We start from the raw sequence: 19,476 nt of genomic DNA on the forward strand, positions 1-19,476 counted from the left end.
TATTTTCTGATGTTTTAATCATCTGAAAAAGAACCTATAAAAACAATCACAAATCGTTGCTCTAAATTTAAGGCAGTGATTTGTTAGTTTCTAAATTTCTAACATTGAAACTAACATTATAATTTAAAAATAAGGAAAATGATTACTGGAAAAAATTATATAGGAAATTTACTATCTGCTAAAGGAAATAAAACATTTACAACCTTTAATCCTGAATTAAATTCAAAAAATACGGCTGTTTTTACAGAAGCAACATCTGCTGAAATTGACGAAGCGGTAAAGTTAGCATCAGAAGCATTTAAAAAATTTAATAAAATTACGGGCTCAAAAAAAGCAGCATTTTTAAATACCATTGCAGATGAAATTTTAGCGTTAGATGATTTGTTGATACAGATATATTGTTCAGAAACAGGTTTACCAGAAGGTCGCGCGAAAGGAGAAAGAGGAAGAACAATTGGGCAATTAAGAAATTTTGCCAATTTAGTAGCAGAAGGTTCTTGGGTAGAAGCAACTATAGATACTGAAGACTTAACTAGAGCATCACAACCAAAACCAGATATAAGGAAATATAATTTCCCTTTAGGGCCCGTTGTTGTTTTTGGTGCAAGTAATTTCCCGTTAGCATATTCAACTGCTGGTGGAGATACGGCGTCTGCACTTGCTGCAGGTTGTCCAGTAATTGTAAAATCACATCCAATGCATGCTGGAACAGGTGAGTTAGTAGCTTCTGCGATTAAAAAAGCAGCAGAAAAAACAAAAATGCCAAATGGTGTTTTTTCGAATTTGAATTCAAGCGGAATTGAAGTCGGACAAAAATTAGTTTTAAACGCTGGTGTGAAAGCAGTTGGCTTTACAGGAAGCATAAAAGGCGGAAGAGCACTATATGATTTAGCGGCTAATAGGGAAGAACCAATTCCTGTTTTTGCAGAAATGGGAAGTATAAATCCTGTAATTTTATTGCCAAACGCTTTAATAAATAGAGCAAAAAATATTGCAAACATCTATGCAGGATCTATTACCTTAGGAACTGGGCAATTTTGCACAAACCCAGGGTTAATTTTAGGAATAAAATCAGAAGGGTTAACAACATTTATAAATACTTTATCTAAAGAAATTGTAAAGATCAATCCGTCTGTAATGTTACACTCGAATATTAAAAAAGGGTATGTAAAAAATAAAGAAAAAGTGGTTTCTCAAGAAGGAGTTACAGTGAGTGCAAATTACTCAGAATACGTTCAAACAAATTATGCACAACAGGCAGTTGTAACAGTAGATGGAAAATATTTTTTAGAAAATGCTACGCTTCATTTAGAGGTTTTCGGTCCTTTTTCTATGATTGTTGAATGTGAAAATAAAAAGCAATTAGAAAAAATCATTACTAATCTAGAAGGACAATTAACAGGAACCATTATTGCTGATAATAATGAGTTAGAAAATCATGCTAACATTGTAAACGCATTGCAAAATAGAGTTGGGCGAATTATTTTTAATGGCGTTCCCACAGGTGTTGAGGTTTGCGAATCTATGGTGCATGGAGGTCCATATCCTGCATCTACAGATAGTAGATTTACTGCAGTTGGTATCGGCTCAATAAAACGTTGGGTAAGGCCATTTAGTTATCAAGATTGGCCAAATAATTTACTTCCAAATGAATTAAAAAATGAAAATCCTTTAGGTATTTTAAGAACTATTAATGGTGAAAAATCTAGAGCTAAAATCAATTAAATATGAAATTTTTCTATTCGTTCTGTTTTTTAGTTTTTTTAAGTCATATTTCTTGTACTAGAAATAATACTCAAGAACTAACAACTATTATTGCTGAAGTTGAAAAAGAAAGAGTGTACGATTTTGATAAAACAGCATCTGTAGAAAATACGATACAATTTCATCAATTAGAAGCTGATTTTGCTGAAAATACAATTCAAAAATTGAATAAAATTTCTTCAGAAAATTTGTCTGAAACGGATCAAATTTCAAAAGAATTATTACTATTTACACTTCAAGACAAAATTGATACCCACAAATTTAAAACCTATCTAAATCCGATTACAAATGAAGTCGCATTTCATTTAAACTTAGGAAATATGGGCAACAAAGCTTTAAATAATAAGACAGACGTAAAAAAATATTTGTCTGATTTAGAAAAGCTATCTAAAAAAATAGAGTATAATTTAGAATTATTAAGAGCTGGTGTTAGAGAAGGTATTTCTCAACCAAAAGAAGTGTTTAGCAATTATGGTTTTACGTATAACAAGCATATTATAGAAGATGAAACTACAAGCAAATTTTACAAACCCTTTTTAAATTTACCTGAGAATTTATCAAAAACAGAGAAAGATTCTATTTTAGAAGTTGCAAAAATAAGTGTTCAAAAGAACGCCATCGAAAAGTATAAAGAAATTAAAAACTTTTTCGAGAATGAATATTTCCCAAATACTAGAAGAGGTTTAGGAGTTCATACAACGCCAAATGGCGAAGCATTTTATCAAAATAGAATTAATTTTTATACCACAAGCACACAATATACCGCAGATGATATTCATAAAATAGGATTAAAAGAGGTTGCTAGAATAAAAGCAGAAATGCAAAAAATTATAAACGATTTAGATTTTAATGGCTCTTTTGCAGATTTCATACAATTTTTAAGAACAGACGAACAATTCTATGCAAAAACGCCAAAAGAATTATTAATGTTTGCGCGAGATATTTCTAAAAGAATAGATGCCGAATTACCAAAATTCTTTAAAACGTTACCCAGAAAACCTTATGGTGTTGTCCCAGTTCCTGCTGCAATAGCACCTAATTATACAGGTGGTAGATATTCTGGTTCTAACAGTGAAACTAATGCTGGTTTTTATTGGGTAAATACTTACAATTTACCAAGTAGAACCTTATATACAATTCCAGCTTTAACAGCCCATGAAGCTGTTCCAGGACATCACTTGCAAATTTCTTTAAACAACGAATTACCGAAAGATAAAATCCCAAAATTTAGAAGAAATTTATATTTATCTGCTTATGGCGAAGGTTGGGGTTTGTATTCAGAAACGTTAGCAGATGAAATGGGAATTTATACAACTCCATATGAAAAATTCGGAAAATATACGTATGAAATGTGGCGTGCTTGCAGATTAGTTGTAGATACTGGAATTCACTCAAAAGGTTGGTCTAGACAACAAGTTATTGATTATATGGCAGAAAACACGGCATTATCAATTCATGAAGTAACTACAGAAACAGACCGATATATTTCTTGGCCAGGACAAGCGATTTCTTATAAAATGGGCGAGATTAAAATTCGCCAATTAAGAAAAGAAGCCAAAGAGAAATTAGAAAAAAAATTCAATATTAGAGATTTTCATGAAGTTATTTTGGGTGAAGGAACCGTGACTTTATCAATCATGGAAAATCGTGTAAATAGTTATATCAATCAAAAATTAAATGAGTAGAAAAACTTTTTTTTGTATTGATGCACATACTTGTGGAAATCCTGTACGTTTGGTTGCTGGTGGTGCACCAAATTTAATTGGTGAAAATATGAGTGAAAAGCGACAGCATTTTTTAAAAGAATTTGACTGGATTCGCAAAGGTTTAATGTTTGAACCAAGAGGACACGATATGATGAGTGGCGCTATTTTATTTCCACCACATCATCCTGAAAACGATTTTGCCATTTTATTTTTAGAAACTTCTGGCTGTTTGCCGATGTGTGGGCATGGTACAATTGGCACCATAACTATTGCCATTGAAGAAGGTTTAATATCGCCAAAAATTCCTGGAAAAATTAAAATCGAAGCGCCAGCAGGTTTGGTAGAGATTGCATATAAACTAACAGATAAAAAAGTAGATTGGGTGAAGTTGATGAATGTGAAAAGCTATTTAGCTGCAGAAAATTTAACGGTAAACTGTCCAGAATTAGGAGCACTTACTTTTGATGTTTCTTATGGTGGTAATTTTTACGCAATTATAGATCCGCAGAAAAATTTTAGTGGAGTTCATAATTTTACTGCGAGTAAAATTGTGCAATATTCACAAATAGTAAGAGCAAAAATGAATCTAAAATATCCAGATGTGTTTATTCATCCAGAAAATGATACCATTAGAAATATAACACACATCTTATGGACAGGAAATCCTCTAGATTCAACTTCTTCAGGTAGAAATGCTGTTTTTTATGGTGATAAAGCCATTGATAGAAGTCCTTGTGGCACAGGAACTTCTGCAAGATTAGCACAACTATACGCAAAGGGTAAATTAAAAATTGGTGAAGAATTTATTCATGAAAGTTTTATTGGTTCTAAATTTACTGGAAAAGTAGAACAAGAAACTACTTTAGATGGTAAACTGGCAATTATTCCTAGTATACAAGGTTGGGCAAAAGTGTTTGGTTACAATACCATTATAATTGATGACGAAGACGATCCGTATGCACACGGATTTCAAGTTGTTTAAAATAATTAATTATGAAATATTTCCTTTTTTTAGTTTCTGCCCTTGGTTTGGTTTCTTTTTTAAGTAATGCACAAAACCTAACTTTAGAAGATTACAATAGAGCCGTAAGTTTTACTCATGAGAACAGCTATAATAAAACGGTTTTTAATCTAAACACCAAAACCAACTGGTTTAAAAACAATAAAGGACTTTGGTTTATTGATTATTCCAAAGAAGGAAAAACGTATAAGAAAGTTCGTTTTAGTGATTATAAAGTCACCACATTATTTAATCATGAAAAGCTAGCAAGTGCTTTAACTGAATTTTCTGAAAAGGAAGTTGAACCCAATAATCTTTCGCTTTCAAATATTGAATTTGATGATGATGAAAATTTATCTTTTGAAGCTTTGGGAAACGCATATATCTTGAATTTGGATTCATACCAACTTGAACCAAAAGAAGAAAAGAACAAAGAACAAGAAAATGAATTTGAAAGCAGGTCACCGGATGGTAAATGGGTGGCTTATTCCAAAGATCATGATCTTTTTATAAAATCTACAGAAACTGAAGAGGAGCATCAATTAAGTTTTAACGGAAGGAAAAATTATGAGTATGCCAGTTATTATGGTTGGACTGATAAGATGGAAGGCGAAAAGGGTGAACGCCCAAAGCACTTTTCGGTAAACTGGTCCAAAGATTCCAAATGGTTGGCTGCAAATGTCATCGATTTGCAACATGCTGAAAAAATGTATTTACTGGATTGGAGTATCGATTCGCTGTACAAACCCAAATTATTGTCCTATTATCGAGGATCACCGGGCGATACTGCCATGGTTCTTGTAAAACCTGTATTTTACAGTATTGAAAGCAAAAAGGAAGTAAAAACACAACTTCCCATAAACACACATATCAATGCTGTTTCCATCCGTTGGACGGAGGACTCAGGTGTTATGTATGCCAATTACAGGACAAGGGGCTTTAAAAATGAATATGTAAAAGAGATTGATTTAAACACCAATACTGAACGAACCTTAATAAAAGAAACCAGTGAAACCAATGTTGATAATTTTACATTTAGAACCTTAGGGGAAAAAAGAAAAATTATATTTCTTTCTGAAAGAAGTGGATGGCGCCAGCTTTACTGTTTGGATTTGAAATCGGAAAAAGTAACACCATTAACCAATGGTCATTATTATATTAATGAGATCAGTTATATTGATGAAGATACTGGTATTGTTTACTTTTTAGCTTCAGGTAAGGAAACTGGTGTAAATCCATATCATCAACAATTGTACAAAGTCACTCTAAAAGGAAAAACAACTTTATTAACACCAGACAGCGTGCATCATCAAGTATCATTTTCAAAAGACGGAAAATACTTTGTAGATAATTATTCAACCGTTCAAATTCCAACAAAAACGGTTTTAAGGGATTCAAAAAACGGGAAAATTTTAGCGCAGTTAACAGAGGCAGATGTATCTTTGGTAATAGATAAAGGTTGGGAAGCTCCTGAACCATTTCAGCTTACGGCCAAAGACGATAAAACCACGATTTATGGTGCTATTTGGAAACCTTCAAATTTTAATGCATCAAAATCGTATCCCATAATTGATGCTACATATACAGGGCCCCATACGCAACGATTTCCAAAGTCTTTCGATGTGGCATTTTACAATCAGGCCCTATCAGAATTAGGTTTTATCGTCATGCAGGTTGACGGTTTAGGTTCGTCCGGTCGTTCAAAGGAATTTCATGATCACTCTTATAAAAGCATGGGAAATAATTTAGAGGACCATGTTTTGGCAATAAAATTTTTAGGGGGAAAATATAGTTGGGTTGATACCGAAAGAGTGGGGATATTTGGTCATTCAGCTGGTGGATATGATACAGGAAGAGCTATGGTTGCGTTTCCGGATTTTTATAAGGTTGGAGTAGCTAGCTCCGGAGATCATGATTTTAGAATGGAAAAAGCATGGTGGCCTGAAATGTACATGGGTTGGCCAGTTGATGAAACCTATGAAGGAGTTTCAAATATTACCAATGCCAAAAATTTGAAAGGAAAACTACTATTGGTCCATGGCGGATTGGATGATAATGTAAACCCGTCGGCAACCTTTAAATTTGCTGAAGCTTTAGTGAATGCTGATAAAGAATTTGATTTACTTATTCTTCCAAGTCAGCGTCACGGTTATACTGGAAAGCATCGCGATTATTTTATAAAAAAGCGTTGGAATTATTTTGTGGAACACCTTTTAGGTGAAAAACCTATTTGGGATTTTAGTTTGAAACAATAAAATGAATAAAAACATAATTGTTATTGGAGGGGGCATAATAGGCTTATGTTCTGCCTACTATCTTCAAAAAGAAGGACATCAAGTTACTGTTATTGATAAATCCAACTTTTCAACGGGGGCTTCTTATGTTAATGCGGGTTATATTACACCAAGTCATTTTATCCCTTTAGCTGCCCCAGGAATGATTGCAAAAGGCATCAAATGGATGTTTAATCCCGTGAGTCCATTATATATAAAACCTCGTTTGGATTTAGATTTTTTAAAATGGATGTGGGCGTTTAAAAAATCTGCAACCGCCTCAAAAGTAGAAAAGGCCATTAAACCAATCAAAGATATCAACTTGTTGAGTCGAGATCTGTATGAAGCCATGAAAGCTTCAAACGATTTCAATTTTCATTATGAGCGTAAAGGCCTTTTAATGTGCTATAAAACAGATGAAGTTGGAGAAGAAGAATGGAAAGTTGGGAAACGTGGTATAAAAGAAGGCTTAAAAGTTGAAAATTTATCAGCCAATCAAGTTAGAAAAATAGAACCTAAAGCCAATTTGAATGTTAAAGGAGCTGTTTATTACCACTCGGATGCGCATATGACCCCGAATAATTTTATGGAGCAAATGAGTGATTGTTTAAAGCGCAATGGTGTAGCATTTTACGAAAAAGAAAAAGTTGAAGATATTGAAATATCAAACGGAAATATTTCAAAAGTAATTACGGACAAACAAGAACTAACTTGTGATGAGGTGATTTTAGCCGCAGGAAGTTGGAGCCCTTTAATAACAAAAAAAATAGGATTGAAAATACCCATTCAAGCAGGAAAGGGATATCGCATTAATGTAAATCGAGAAACAAACATTACTATCCCAGCTATTTTATGTGAAGCAAAAGTGGCTGTAACACCTATGGATGGTTTTACGCGTTTTGCCGGTACTATGGAAATTGCAGGAATTAATCATAATATTAATCCGAATCGGGTTAGTACTATTGCCAATGCAGTAAAATCTTATTATAATTCGGTTGAAATCACCGCAGAAGAAGAAAGAGAGGCAGATTGTGGTTTGCGACCTTGCACCCCAGATGGCTTGCCTTATATTGGTAAATCCTCAAAATGCAATAATTTAACTATTGCAACTGGTCATGCTATGATGGGTTGGAGTTTAGGCCCCGCAACGGGTAAATTGGTTACAGAAATTATTTCCAATAAAAAACAATCATTGGATTTATTGCCTTTTCATCCGGATAGAAAATTTTAAAAACCCTAATAATTTTTGGATATTTTCCTCAAAGAAGTTCTTTATTACAATGGTGGATTAATTTGGGTTTCTTATTTGCTTGTCCACCAATTGAAGGAGGTGATCAACTAAATACTATTGTTTCTTTTTTAATAACTGATGTTACGCAGCATTTTTGTTACAATTAATTTGGGGTGTTGATAACTCGTCTAGCTTTTTCCAAGCCGCTTGAATTGCATTGAGCCATATTTGGCTTTATTGCATAATGATTTTTACTGTTCCTAATTTTTAATCGTTTAAGTTTTATATAGGCTATCATAGATGCTGTAATGTGGGCTTGTTGAGTTTGTACTGTTTTTGTTGGTGTTTTAGCAAAAGCGGTATTGTTTTTAATGGAGCGATAAAACTCCTCTACTTTCCATCGTTTTTAATTGATTGTAGTAAGGCTTTAGTAATCTAAGCTTACATCACTTGTAGCTAGATAAAGCTTAAGTACTGCCATCTCGGTTTTTGAAGAGTTGCTTAGTTATCAATACAGGGTTGCAATATTACTTTAAATAAAACCCTTATAATCAATTGATTATAAGGATTTTTTGCGGAGAAAGACGAACTATCCATTAGTATGTATGGTACTGATAAACAATCGGTTATATGTTTCTGTTTTTTAATAGTAACCGAATTAGTCCCTTATAATTTAATCTTCAATGTATTCTTTTACAATATCTAATTGAATACCAGTATATTCCGAAAATTTATGGATGGTAACAAACTGATAGGATTCTTTCCCTAAGAACTCACGAATATCCTGTAATAACTTACGACCATAGCGTTCACTCCGCCCTGTAATGCGTTGAATATCTTTTGGGTAAATACAAGCTCTTTTGGTGATCATGATACTCTATCTATGCTTTATCCGTACTTAAAAGTGCCATCATCTTAAACTTTTATGCCTCATAAAATGCTGTTTTAGGTAATCTCAGAATAGATGACTACAACTGGCACGCTCTTTTTTTAAATACTCCATAAAGTTACGTGATTTGATCTCATAATCAAAAAATAAATCATGGCTAAACAAACAGGAATTATCAAATTAAAAGGAACCATTGGAGGCATCTCTTTTTACAAAACTGGAGACGGGCATTTGGCTCGTGAAAAAGGTGGGGTGGACAAAAGTAGAATTCAGAATGACCCAGCCTTTCAAAGAACGCGTGAGAATGGTTCTGAATTTGGACGTGCAGGAAAAGGTGGTAAAATTATCAGAGATGCTATTCGAGTGTTGCTTCAAAATGCAAAAGACAAGCGAGTGGTTTCTCGTTTGACCAAAACACTGGTTGCGATCACCAAAACAGATGCGGTTAATGAAAGAGGTTTGCGAACGTTGCAAGACGGTAATTTAAGCTTACTAGAACGTTTTGAGTTCAATTTGAATGGAAAATTAGGAGCAACTTTGTTTGCTGCGTATGCAAAGGCTTTTGATCGTGTTACTGGAGAAGCGACTTTGACCATTGCTGCTTTTTCTCCAACGATTCGTATTGCAGCTCCTGCAGGAACGACCCATTTTAAAATTGTAATGGGAGGTACAGAATTGGATTTTGAAACTGAAACCTCCACTTTTGAAAGTGAAGAAACTGCGATTTTACCCTATGCTGCTGCAGATACTGCGCCCATCTTATTGACTGCTCCTTTGACTGCAAATTCGGTATTACCTGTTGCTCAAGTTTTAGGAATAGAATTTTATCAGGAAGTAAACGGACAAATGTATGCGCTTAAAAATGGTGCTTACAATGCGTTGGCCATGGCAACTGTTGATGCTCCGTAGGCATGGAGTTCACGCTTGAAAGAAGTTATTTTAAGGAGGGTACCAACGGTACTCTCTTTGTTGCTGATCAATCTTTCGACCTGGCTCAAGATAAGTTTATTTGTCAGACCATTGAGCTTCCTTGGAAAGATAATCAGCGAAGTATTTCTTGTATTCCTGAAGGAACATATGAAATACTGCCTCGTACCTCAGCAAAGTTTAAAAAGCATTTTATGCTGAAAGATGTGTCTAACAGAACGCTAATTCTGATTCATCCAGCGAATCATGCAAAACGAGAGTTGAGAGGATGTATTGCTCCTGTGTTATACCTCAGCGGTATTGGCAAGGGATTGTATTCTCAAAAAGCCTTAGATAAGTTGCGTTTCCTTATTGACCGTGCTTTAGAAAATCAGGAACGTATTTTTTTAATCATTAAATCAGCAAATTATGAATTTAGTAGAACGTTATCAACAACCCACACCGAAATTTTTTAGAATTTTGAGAAATATTGGCATTGCATTGGCTGCAATAGGGGGCACTATTTTGGCAGCACCTGTTGCACTGCCAGCAGCATTGATTACCGTAGGAGGTTACTTGACAGTAGCAGGCTCTGTGGTGACCACCGTGAGTCAAGCGGTGGTTTCTGATAAAACAGAAATATTGGACCAGGAGGATCAAAAGCATTCCAAAGAAAAAAGCAACTAAGATGCCTCAGCACTTCCAACATCAGGATTTAACTGCTGGAGTTGTGGGGTGGCAAGCTATTTTCTTCTGTGGTTCATATTGGTGCAGAAGATGTGATCACAACGATTGTACTCGCGGTGCTTGGCGCTGTAGTCAGTTTTCTTGTTTCAGTACTGATGAAACTCCTTTTCAACTCTTTTAAAAAACAGCGCAAAAAATAATGGCGCTGTTTTTTTTTTACCTAAGATCCCGAATTAAAACGCTTTTTAATTCTTGAATGGCGTTGAGCCTACTTTGTAAATTAACCTCCAAGAACTCTACTTTTTTAAGTGCCGTTCGTTTGGTTTTAAAATCATCTGCTCCAAAATATCTGCTGTATTTTTCTAATACATTTTTTACATCTGCGATATAGATAAATGATGCTATCATTCCACTTAAATAGAAACGATAGCATTTTGTTTCTAATAACATAAAAGACAAATAGAAGAGTGCTTCTTTTTGTTCGTGAGTCTCTGTAGACACCACAAAAGAATTTTTGACAGGAGATGTAAAAGATTTTCCAGAATTACCCTGGCGCCAGCTGGCTCTCTCACTAAAATAGTCCACTGGACTATTTTTTAACGTTCAGCCCTATTTTAAAATAAAAAAATGTGGTTTGTGATAGCTACGCCCAGGTTTGTGGGGCTCAATTTCAAAAGTTTTCATAGGTATTCAATTAAAGTTCAACTTCTTTTGCCGCGCTTCGCTTCCCACATAAAATTTTGAAAATGAAAACAACAAAAAGAAAGCTGTTTTTTTAATTGGTGCGGATAGACTATCAAGGTTTTTGGGAAAAATACTACTGGACTTTATTCGTTGTTGGTTGGTGATTTTTTTCAAAACCCGAAGGGCTTGACCTTTATAGGCTAAAAGCATTGGCTTTAGGGAGCCAATTGTTTTGCCTTCCTTTTTTGTTTTCCTTTTCATTATCTTTAAATTTCTTTTTCGAGAAGTCTTTTTTTAAGACTTTTTCATAGCATTTTTTTTACCCACCTCTCTACGATGTGGGTTTTTATTGTAATAATTAATATTAGAATTTAAAATACTTTTTTAAATAATATAATAATCTGATATGAATTATTATTTTTTGCGAGAACAAATAGAATTTTTCCAACGAGAAATAAACTCTGGTTAAAGTGATAATTACTATTGAGATGAAGGTGTATTTACTAATAGCTCTATAATTATATTATTTGATATTCGCTTTGATAATCTTTATGATTTTTTTTTCAGATTAAAGTAATATTAGATAAGGCAATCATAAAGAGTAAAACAGCAATAAATCCGACTAATAACCTTTCTGTAGATTTTAAGAATAAAGAACAATGCAAATTGGTAGTTAGATTAATAACTTGGTGTTCTTATCGTCTTAAATTTATAGTTTTAATAAAATTAAAAAAGATTTAAAAACTTAATTAAAAATTAGATAAAACAAATATTTCTTTCGCTAAACAAAAACCTAAAATTGTGGAAATTTTATTTTTAAAATGATATTATTAATAAATTAACTGCTTATTAAGTGAAAAATAATAGACAATTAACGACTGCTTCTATATTAGCAGTCTTAATAAGTTATAGATGTCAAAAAAAGTTTTTCGTTTAATAGCCTTCGCAGCTTTTTGTGTTTTTTTAGGAAGAGCGTATCAATTATACTTTTTTGGAGGTTCCTACAGAGCTGTATTGTGGGATGAGGATTTAATGTCTCCAATAGTGGAAGGAATTTTTGATGTACAATGGTATGATTATGCAACCAGCAAAAACGTAAATAATTATATTGAACTTTTCACAAAAATAAATAGCATCATTTTTTTAATTTCAGCGGTTATAAGTTTATTCTGGGAGCAGATTAAAGAAAAAAGGTTAAAAAGGTTAGTTGGTATTGGATTAGTTTTGTTAGTTCTCCTAGGAATTTGTTCTGCAATAGATAAAAGAAACGACATCTTTCAATTTTTTGAAATGATATTACAATTCTCAGCTCCACTTGCATTATTACTTATTAAAGATGTAGAAAATGTAGACAAGAAAAGAATTATTCTATGGTTTAAAATTGCTGTTGCACTAACATTTTTGCCTCATGGTTTATATGCCTTAGGGGCAATTTATGTGCCAGGGAATTTTATAGATATGACAATTGCCATATTATCTGTGACGGAAACAACTGCAAAACAATTTTTGCTTATAGTGGGATTATTAGATATAATCTTATCGATTGTTATATTTTTTCCAAATAAGATTGATAAATATCTTTTAATGTATTTGGCTTTTTGGGGATTTGCCACAGCATTTGCAAGAATTGTTGCAGGTTTCGATTCAAATTTTCCCGCTAATTCCATACATGAATTATCATACTTAACAATTTACAGATTACCACATGGCATTATACCTCTGTGTATTTTACTTTTAATAAAGAACAATCAAAATAAAACAATAAATAATTTAAAAACAGTTTAAAACAATTACAATGAATCTAAAAAAACTACTTTTTTCTTTGGTACTATTGGTTTGCCTAAACCATTACGCAAATACAGATAAGTATCGTCTTATTTTATTAGATGATCCTTCTTCTACAATTACTATTGCCTGGAATCAAATTTCTGGTGATAATGCAACAGTTTATTATGGAACAATAGATCAAGGTATAGATTTTACTATGTATACAGACTCTAAAACCGTAGATAAATCTGTCGATTTTAGAGGAATGAAAAATCAGTTTGTTGAACTCAGCAACTTAACCGCAAACACAAATTATTATTTTGTAATAAAAGATAGTGAAGGTACAAGTAGTAGGTATTGGTTTAGGACAGTTCATGCAGATAATAGCCGTTTATCTTTTATTGCAGGTGGAGACTCTAGAAACAATAGAACACCAAGACAAAATGCCAATAAACTAGTAAGTAAATTAAAGCCAAATGCAGTTCTTTTTGGTGGAGATATGACAGATAGTGATTCTAATGAACAATGGGCAGAATGGTTTGACGATTGGCAATTAACTACTTCTTCTGATGGGAGAATGATACCAATTGTACCAACAAGAGGTAATCATGAAGATGCTACAACTATATTTAATTTATTTAATACATCTAATGAAAATTCTTACTATGCAATAACATTTGGTAAAGATTTAGTGAGAACTTATACCCTAAATACAGAAATTTCTGTAACAGGCGATCAATTGACTTGGTTAAATAGTGATTTGGCTACAGCAGCAGCTACAAAATGGAGATTTGCTCAATATCATAAACCAATGAAGCCTCATACAACGGCTAAAGGAAATAATGACAATATTTATAGAGCATGGGCACAAATTTTTTATGATAATAATGTAAATTTAGTTATAGATTGCGATTCACATGTTGCTAAGACAACATGGCCAGTGAAACCATCATCTGGACCAAATAGCGATCAAGGTTTTGAAATTGATCAAGAAAGGGGAACTGTTTACGCAGGAGAGGGATCTTGGGGAGCGCCTTTAAGACCAGCAAACAAAGACAAATCTTGGACAAGAAGTTCTGGAGCATTTAATCAATTTAAATTGATTTATGTTTCTGAGAGTGAAATAGAAATGAGAACTATTAAAGTAGATAATGCTGATGAAGTAGCAGAATTAGGAAATGACGAGCCTTTTGTACTACCTGCAAATTTAGATATATTTACACCAAGATCTGGAGCAGTCGTTACCGTTTCTAATGAAAATAATAATAATTGTCCTGTTGCAGGAACTGCGTGTGATGATGGAAACCCAGATACCATAAATGATCAAGAAGATGGTCTTTGTGGTTGTGCAGGTATTTTACCTTTAAATATTTATAATAAAGAATATAAAGTATTAGTAAGTTCTGATGATGCTGAAGAAAATACAGTTAATGGAAATGTAAGTACTAGCAGTAGTGATTTAGAAATTATAAAAGACGGAGATGATCAAGTTGTTGGAATTCGTTTTAATAATGTAGATCTTACAGAAGGTTCAGAAGTTGTTCGTTCTTATATTCAATTTCAAGCAAAAGTAGAGAATTCAGGAGATAATAGTGATGTAATAAAGCTTATGATTCATGGAGAATCTAATATTAATAGTTCTACATTTTCATCAGATAATAAGAACATCTCCAATAGAACAAAAACAAATGCAGTAGTTGAATGGAATGATATACCAGAATGGACAGATGAATCTGCAGATTTAAAAGAAAGAACTCCAAGTTTAAATGAAGTTATATCTGAAATTATAACATTAGACGGTTGGAAACCAGGAAATTCAATTACATTTATATTTACTGGAGAAGGCAAAAGGAAAGCAGAATCATTTGATTATAATGATGCAGAAGCTCCACCTAAATTAGTTTTGGTACTAAGAGAGCCATGTCCAGAAAATGGTCTTTCTTGTGATGATGGAAACGCAAATACATTTTTTGATACAGAAGATGGAAATTGTAATTGTACAGGCATTCCAAAAGATGGAACTATTACCATAAACGTAATAGATGATGCAGAAGAAGCTATAGATGGTCCAGATGTAAAAGTGTTAGGTAAAGTTAGTACAGGAAGTTCTGATTTAGAAATGGGCTATGACTCTGGAACAGATCAAAGACATCAGCTTGTTGGTATTAAATTCGATAGCATTAAGGTACCTAGAAATGCTTTAATTGAAAATGCGTATTTGAAATTTACGGCAAAACAAGATAATAGCGAAGCTACAAGCTTAGTTATTAAAGGTGAAAAAACAGGTAGTAGCCAACCTTTTTTAGCGGAAAATTTTAATATATCTAAAAGAACAAAAACAGATGCATCTGTAGCTTGGGATAACATACCTGCTTGGGTAAAAAATGGAAGTGGTGATATTTATAATTCACCAGATTTAAAAACTATTGTTCAAGAGATAGTAGATGGAGATGATTGGAAATTGGCAAATGCAATGACTTTCTTAATAACAGGAACGGGTACTAGAGCACCCTACGCATATAGAGAAGGTGAAGTAGCACGAAGTGCTATGCTTGTAATAGAATATAAAGGAGATAGAGCACTATCTACGGAAGACATTCTCATTGGAAGTAATACAATAAATATTTTTCCAAATCCTGTTTCAGATTATTTAAGAATTAATGCTAAAGAAAAAATAGATAGAGTAACTATTTATAACTTAGTTGGTAAAGAAGTGTTAACTATGAAATCTGATAAAACTAATTTTAGAGTAGATATGACATCACTTAAAAGAGGTTTGTATATTGTAAATATTATCCAGAAGAATAAAATTGAGAAATCAGTTAAAATTCAAGTTGACTAATTTATTTATTAGTTTATTAAATAGGCTGTCTGAAAAGACAGCCTATTTTTTTAAAAAAATTATAACTCATTTATTAATAGCATTATGTATAAGTATTATAAATTCAACTATATATAATTTTATTATGAATCTTTTCTAACTAATTTGGTAAAGCCTTTCTGTACTATTAATTAATATATTCGATGTACATTCAAATTCTATTTTTATGGAAATGATACTTCTAGTAATTTTGAGAAACGAAAAATTATACCCAGAAATTTTAATTGCTAAAATTTTTATTTACACAGAAGTTACTTATTTTAACTGTAAAATTTTCTCAATTTAATAGAATTTATTGTAATCATAAAGGGTTTTTACATAAGTTAAAACTCTAAATATAGTTCTATGCAATATAAAATGAAACGAGAATATTATGGTATAAAATAAATAGTATACGAAGTTGGTATTGAAAGTTCTAATTTTAATGAAGACTAAAATCACAAATTATTATTTTTTTAAATAGAAAACAAAATTTGTTGCAATTGTCTTGATATTTTTAAATAAAGATTTTTTGAAACCAACTATCCTCGAGGCAGAGACATAGAGGTATTTCGCTGGATTTATTTTGACTCGAAATAAGGTCAAAAACCATCCCGACAACATTTGGGACTATATTTAGATTCCTTTCCTGCTTGCCGCAGGCAGGTTCACAGGAATGACAGTTTCAACAGAAACAGAGGCAGAGCCACGAGAAATTCTTTTCGATTAAATAGTTTTAATTTAGCTAATTCAAATCGTATTTTTTTTTGCAATTGAAGGTCAAAAATTTATTAATATTCTTAATACAACGTTTTACAATTTAATTTTGAAATACAACTCTGCCAATTTGAGACTTGAGAATAAATTTAAAATAATCTTTATTTTCTCTTCGTATAACTAATCTAGTATATTTTCTAAAGTAGGAATCCAAAATTATATATATTAAAAACGGTGAGATATAAACACCTCACCGTTTTTAATATTAATTTTGAAAGAATGTTATTCTTTAATAAGCTTTCTTAAACCTAAGTTTCCTACATTGTCTTTTACTTTAACAATATAAAAACCTCTGCTTAAACCAGAAATATCAACTTTAGCTTCTTTAGTATCAGAAACCATTTTTCCTAAGCTATTATAAATTTTCACATTAGAAATAGTTGTTTTTGAGGTAATTTGTAAAAAATTAGAACTTGGATTAGGAAATAACTCAAAATCTAAAGTTGCAAAATCTTTAACACTTAAAGGTGCGTTACTTGTAACTGTTGTTAAATCAGTAGTAGCGTCATAATTAACTTCAATACTTCCTCCTGGAGCAATAATTTTTTCATTGTTAGCAAGTGTTTTAAAATTATCTACTTGATCTCCTCCTAAAGTAATTTTTCCACCACCCATAACTTTTACAGACTCATCAGATACTGTTCCATTAAAAGATTGTGTACCATTATCTGGATTAGCAGTAAAAGCTAATTGAGATAAATTAAGTATTCCACCATTATAAATAGTTACTGAAGCTGAAGAGGTTGCATCCGCCTTACTTTCGAAGTTTATTCCAAACATTGCTCCAACATTAAGTGTTCCATACAAATCAATTGTACTTTGGGCACCTGGATTAAACGCTAACCACAGATGAGAACCAGTAGTAACTGTTCCGCCAGCTTCTACTAAAAGTCTTGCTTTTCCTGTCCAACCAATTGCAGACCAATGTCCACTATCTGTACTGGTTAAGCTTGCGTTATCTTTAACGATTATAGAGCCAAAAATACCACCATTTCCAAATTCAAACCACTTTGCATCTGCAGCAGTAGTAATAATACAGTCTGGTAAAGACCCATCTGAATTTCCTTCTATAATAGCTTGTTGATTTCCAAAAGCAGCTTGGCCAGGATAACCTAATGACCAATTATCATTATTTGCAAATTCAGAGCTTACAGCTCCACTCCAAACTGTTTGTGCATAAGTTACACTAGAACCAAATGCAGTGACTAATAAAATAAGTAATATTTTTTTCATAATAAAATTGTTTAAAGGATTAATAATTTTTATAGATTTAATTTGATACAAACATAAATTTGTTTGTTAATAAATGGATAATTGACAATTAATTAATACTTAAAAAGAGATTAATCCAATAAAAATTTATTTTTTTTGAGAAAAATTTGGTTTCATTCTCTTAAATAATAGCTTAAGTAAAAAAAATATTAAATAATCTAATGAAAAATTTGTGTTTTAGAAATTATGAAAAAACAACCTATCAAATATTTGAAATGAAACCTTTCTTTATAAAAAATGTTTTCAGAATATCTAATAGGTTATAAATTTTATAAAAAAGCAACGTTGTAGATTGTCTAATTTTGAATCAGCAATTAATTAATAAGCGAAACTTTCTTTTTAGATTCATAATCCTTAAAAATTTTTAGTCCATACCAGCCGATATAAATAAAACAAAGTAGAGGTAAAGTATATGAAAAATTAATTTCTGGAACCCCTAAAATTGAAATATCATCAACTCTGTTGCCACCAATATCAATAATTTGAGCTTGTAATTTTGGCATTAAGGCACCGCCAACAATTGCCATAATTAGCCCTGCAGAACCCACTTTAGATTGTTCTTCTGTTAAATCTCCTAAAGCAATTCCGTAAATGGTAGGGAACATTAAAGACATACAGAAAGAAATACTTACTAAACTATACAGTCCAATTATGCCATGAATAAAAATTGCACCAAGTGTAAATACACTTCCTAAAATTGCAAAATACATTAAAAGTCTACCAGAACTTAAAAATCTCAATAAATACGTACCTACAGCGCGCCCAATAGTAAATAATATAAAAGCAGCCATTTGATAATACCCTGCAGTAACACCATCCATCCCTATAGCTTCTGCATATTGGTAAATATACGTCCAACACATAATTAAACATCCTGTATGGAAAATCTGCGCTAAAACCCCTAGCACATATTTTTTATTTTTACTTAAAACAGTAAATGTTTCTCCAATTTTTGGCATGCCACCTTCCTCTTTTGCTTGTGGCATTTTACTGATAGTAAAAATTACAAAAACAACAATTAAAACTAGACCTAAAATTACATAGGGATCACGAATAACCATTAAATCAGATGTTTTCATTAATAATTTTGAAGCTTCGTCTAAAGCACTAAAATTTTCAACATCATCAGATTTTAAGTTTTTCAAAACAAATTGTTGTGCTACAAATAATCCAATGATCAATCCAAGAGGATTAAATGCTTGGGCTAAATTTAAACGTTGTGTTGCCGTTTCTTTAGCACCCATTGCTAGGGCATATGGATTTGCAGCCGTTTCTAAAAATGCCAATCCAAAAGTTAAAATATATAAACCCAAACAAAAGAAAACAAAGCTTTCTGTTTGAGCTGCTGGATAAAATAATAGTGCACCCGTTGCATACAAACCTAAGCCAATTAAAATACCAACTTTGTAAGAAAATTTTCGCATAAACATGGCAGCTGGCAACGCCATGCAAAAATAACCGCCATAAAATGCCATTTGTACCCAAGCAGCTTCTGAATTAGATAATTCCAATACCTTTTTAAAAGCCTGAACCATAGGATCTGTTACTGCATTTGCAAAGCCCCATAAAGCAAATAATGAGGTGACTAATATAAACGGAATTAGAACTTTTTTTTCTACAATGGGTATTTTCTTCATACAGCTTGGTTTAAATTTTTGAT

At 32.3% G+C, this 19,476-nt stretch carries 15 protein-coding genes; 10 read left to right on the forward strand and 5 right to left on the reverse strand.

From position 1 onward, the window contains the following. The first annotated feature begins 138 nt into the window (after positions 1-138). The 5 genes from Q0998_RS00475 to Q0998_RS00495 are packed head-to-tail and all read left to right on the forward strand — an operon-like array spanning position 139 to position 7,974. On the forward strand, positions 139-1,725 hold the full coding sequence (locus Q0998_RS00475) for an aldehyde dehydrogenase (NADP(+)) (RefSeq protein ID WP_299664675.1): 1,587 nt from the start codon (positions 139-141) through the stop codon (positions 1,723-1,725). A 2-nt stretch (positions 1,726-1,727) separates the two neighbouring features. After that, positions 1,728-3,449, forward strand: coding sequence for a DUF885 family protein (locus tag Q0998_RS00480; RefSeq protein ID WP_299664678.1), 1,722 nt, complete (start codon positions 1,728-1,730; stop codon positions 3,447-3,449). Beyond that, positions 3,442-4,452, forward strand: coding sequence for a 4-hydroxyproline epimerase (locus tag Q0998_RS00485; protein WP_299664681.1), 1,011 nt, complete (start codon positions 3,442-3,444; stop codon positions 4,450-4,452). Before Q0998_RS00480 ends, Q0998_RS00485 begins: the two co-directional genes overlap by 8 nt. A gap of 11 nt (positions 4,453-4,463) precedes the next feature. Continuing rightward, positions 4,464-6,725, forward strand: a complete 2,262-nt coding sequence (locus tag Q0998_RS00490; protein ID WP_299664684.1) for a prolyl oligopeptidase family serine peptidase — start codon at positions 4,464-4,466, stop codon at positions 6,723-6,725. Position 6,726: 1 nt separating this feature from the next. After that, positions 6,727-7,974 carry an FAD-dependent oxidoreductase gene (locus Q0998_RS00495; RefSeq protein ID WP_299664687.1) on the forward strand — a complete coding sequence of 416 codons (1,248 nt, stop codon included), beginning with the start codon at positions 6,727-6,729 and terminating at the stop codon, positions 7,972-7,974. A 673-nt stretch (positions 7,975-8,647) separates the two neighbouring features. Here Q0998_RS00495 and Q0998_RS00500 read toward each other — a convergent pair. Further along, entirely contained in the window at positions 8,648-8,845 is a 198-nt protein-coding gene (locus tag Q0998_RS00500; RefSeq protein ID WP_299664690.1) for a hypothetical protein, read from the reverse strand. 171 nt (positions 8,846-9,016) lie between these two features. Between Q0998_RS00500 and Q0998_RS00505 the strand changes: the two genes are divergently transcribed. From Q0998_RS00505 to Q0998_RS00515, 3 genes are read left to right on the forward strand one after another with little or no spacing between them, the layout of a single operon-like run. Continuing rightward, the gene (locus Q0998_RS00505; protein WP_299664692.1) at positions 9,017-9,772 is read left to right on the forward strand and encodes a hypothetical protein; all 756 of its coding nucleotides are present in this window, start codon (positions 9,017-9,019) and stop codon (positions 9,770-9,772) included. Between the two features lie 2 nt (positions 9,773-9,774). Beyond that, positions 9,775-10,245, forward strand: coding sequence for a DUF5675 family protein (locus Q0998_RS00510; protein ID WP_299664694.1), 471 nt, complete (start codon positions 9,775-9,777; stop codon positions 10,243-10,245). Continuing rightward, the gene (locus Q0998_RS00515) at positions 10,199-10,456 is read left to right on the forward strand and encodes a hypothetical protein (protein WP_299664697.1); all 258 of its coding nucleotides are present in this window, start codon (positions 10,199-10,201) and stop codon (positions 10,454-10,456) included. Before Q0998_RS00510 ends, Q0998_RS00515 begins: the two co-directional genes overlap by 47 nt. Positions 10,457-10,672: 216 nt before the next feature. Here the strand turns inward: Q0998_RS00515 and Q0998_RS00520 are convergent, their stop codons facing one another. Then, entirely contained in the window at positions 10,673-11,041 is a 369-nt protein-coding gene (locus Q0998_RS00520; protein WP_299664700.1) for a hypothetical protein, read from the reverse strand. A 105-nt stretch (positions 11,042-11,146) separates the two neighbouring features. Then, on the reverse strand, positions 11,147-11,401 hold the full coding sequence (locus tag Q0998_RS00525) for a hypothetical protein (protein ID WP_299664703.1): 255 nt from the start codon (positions 11,399-11,401) through the stop codon (positions 11,147-11,149). A 651-nt stretch (positions 11,402-12,052) separates the two neighbouring features. Here Q0998_RS00525 and Q0998_RS00530 point away from each other — a divergent pair. Both Q0998_RS00530 and Q0998_RS00535 read left to right on the forward strand, forming a co-directional pair. Continuing rightward, positions 12,053-12,925 (forward strand): hypothetical protein, encoded by an 873-nt coding sequence (locus Q0998_RS00530; RefSeq protein ID WP_299664706.1) that lies wholly within the window; start codon positions 12,053-12,055, stop codon positions 12,923-12,925. Between the two features lie 10 nt (positions 12,926-12,935). After that, on the forward strand, positions 12,936-15,749 hold the full coding sequence (locus Q0998_RS00535; protein ID WP_299664709.1) for a fibronectin type III domain-containing protein: 2,814 nt from the start codon (positions 12,936-12,938) through the stop codon (positions 15,747-15,749). Between the two features lie 1,017 nt (positions 15,750-16,766). On the opposite strand, the gene Q0998_RS00540 is transcribed toward Q0998_RS00535, so the two are convergent. Both Q0998_RS00540 and fucP read right to left on the reverse strand, forming a co-directional pair. Further along, on the reverse strand, positions 16,767-17,777 hold the full coding sequence (locus Q0998_RS00540; protein ID WP_299664712.1) for a T9SS type A sorting domain-containing protein: 1,011 nt from the start codon (positions 17,775-17,777) through the stop codon (positions 16,767-16,769). A gap of 353 nt (positions 17,778-18,130) precedes the next feature. Beyond that, positions 18,131-19,453, reverse strand: coding sequence for an L-fucose:H+ symporter permease (fucP, locus tag Q0998_RS00545; RefSeq protein ID WP_299664715.1), 1,323 nt, complete (start codon positions 19,451-19,453; stop codon positions 18,131-18,133). Positions 19,454-19,476: the final 23 nt, after the last annotated feature.

It is taken from the genome of uncultured Polaribacter sp., from assembly GCF_947501385.1.
Classification (GTDB): Bacteria; Bacteroidota; Bacteroidia; order Flavobacteriales; family Flavobacteriaceae; genus Polaribacter.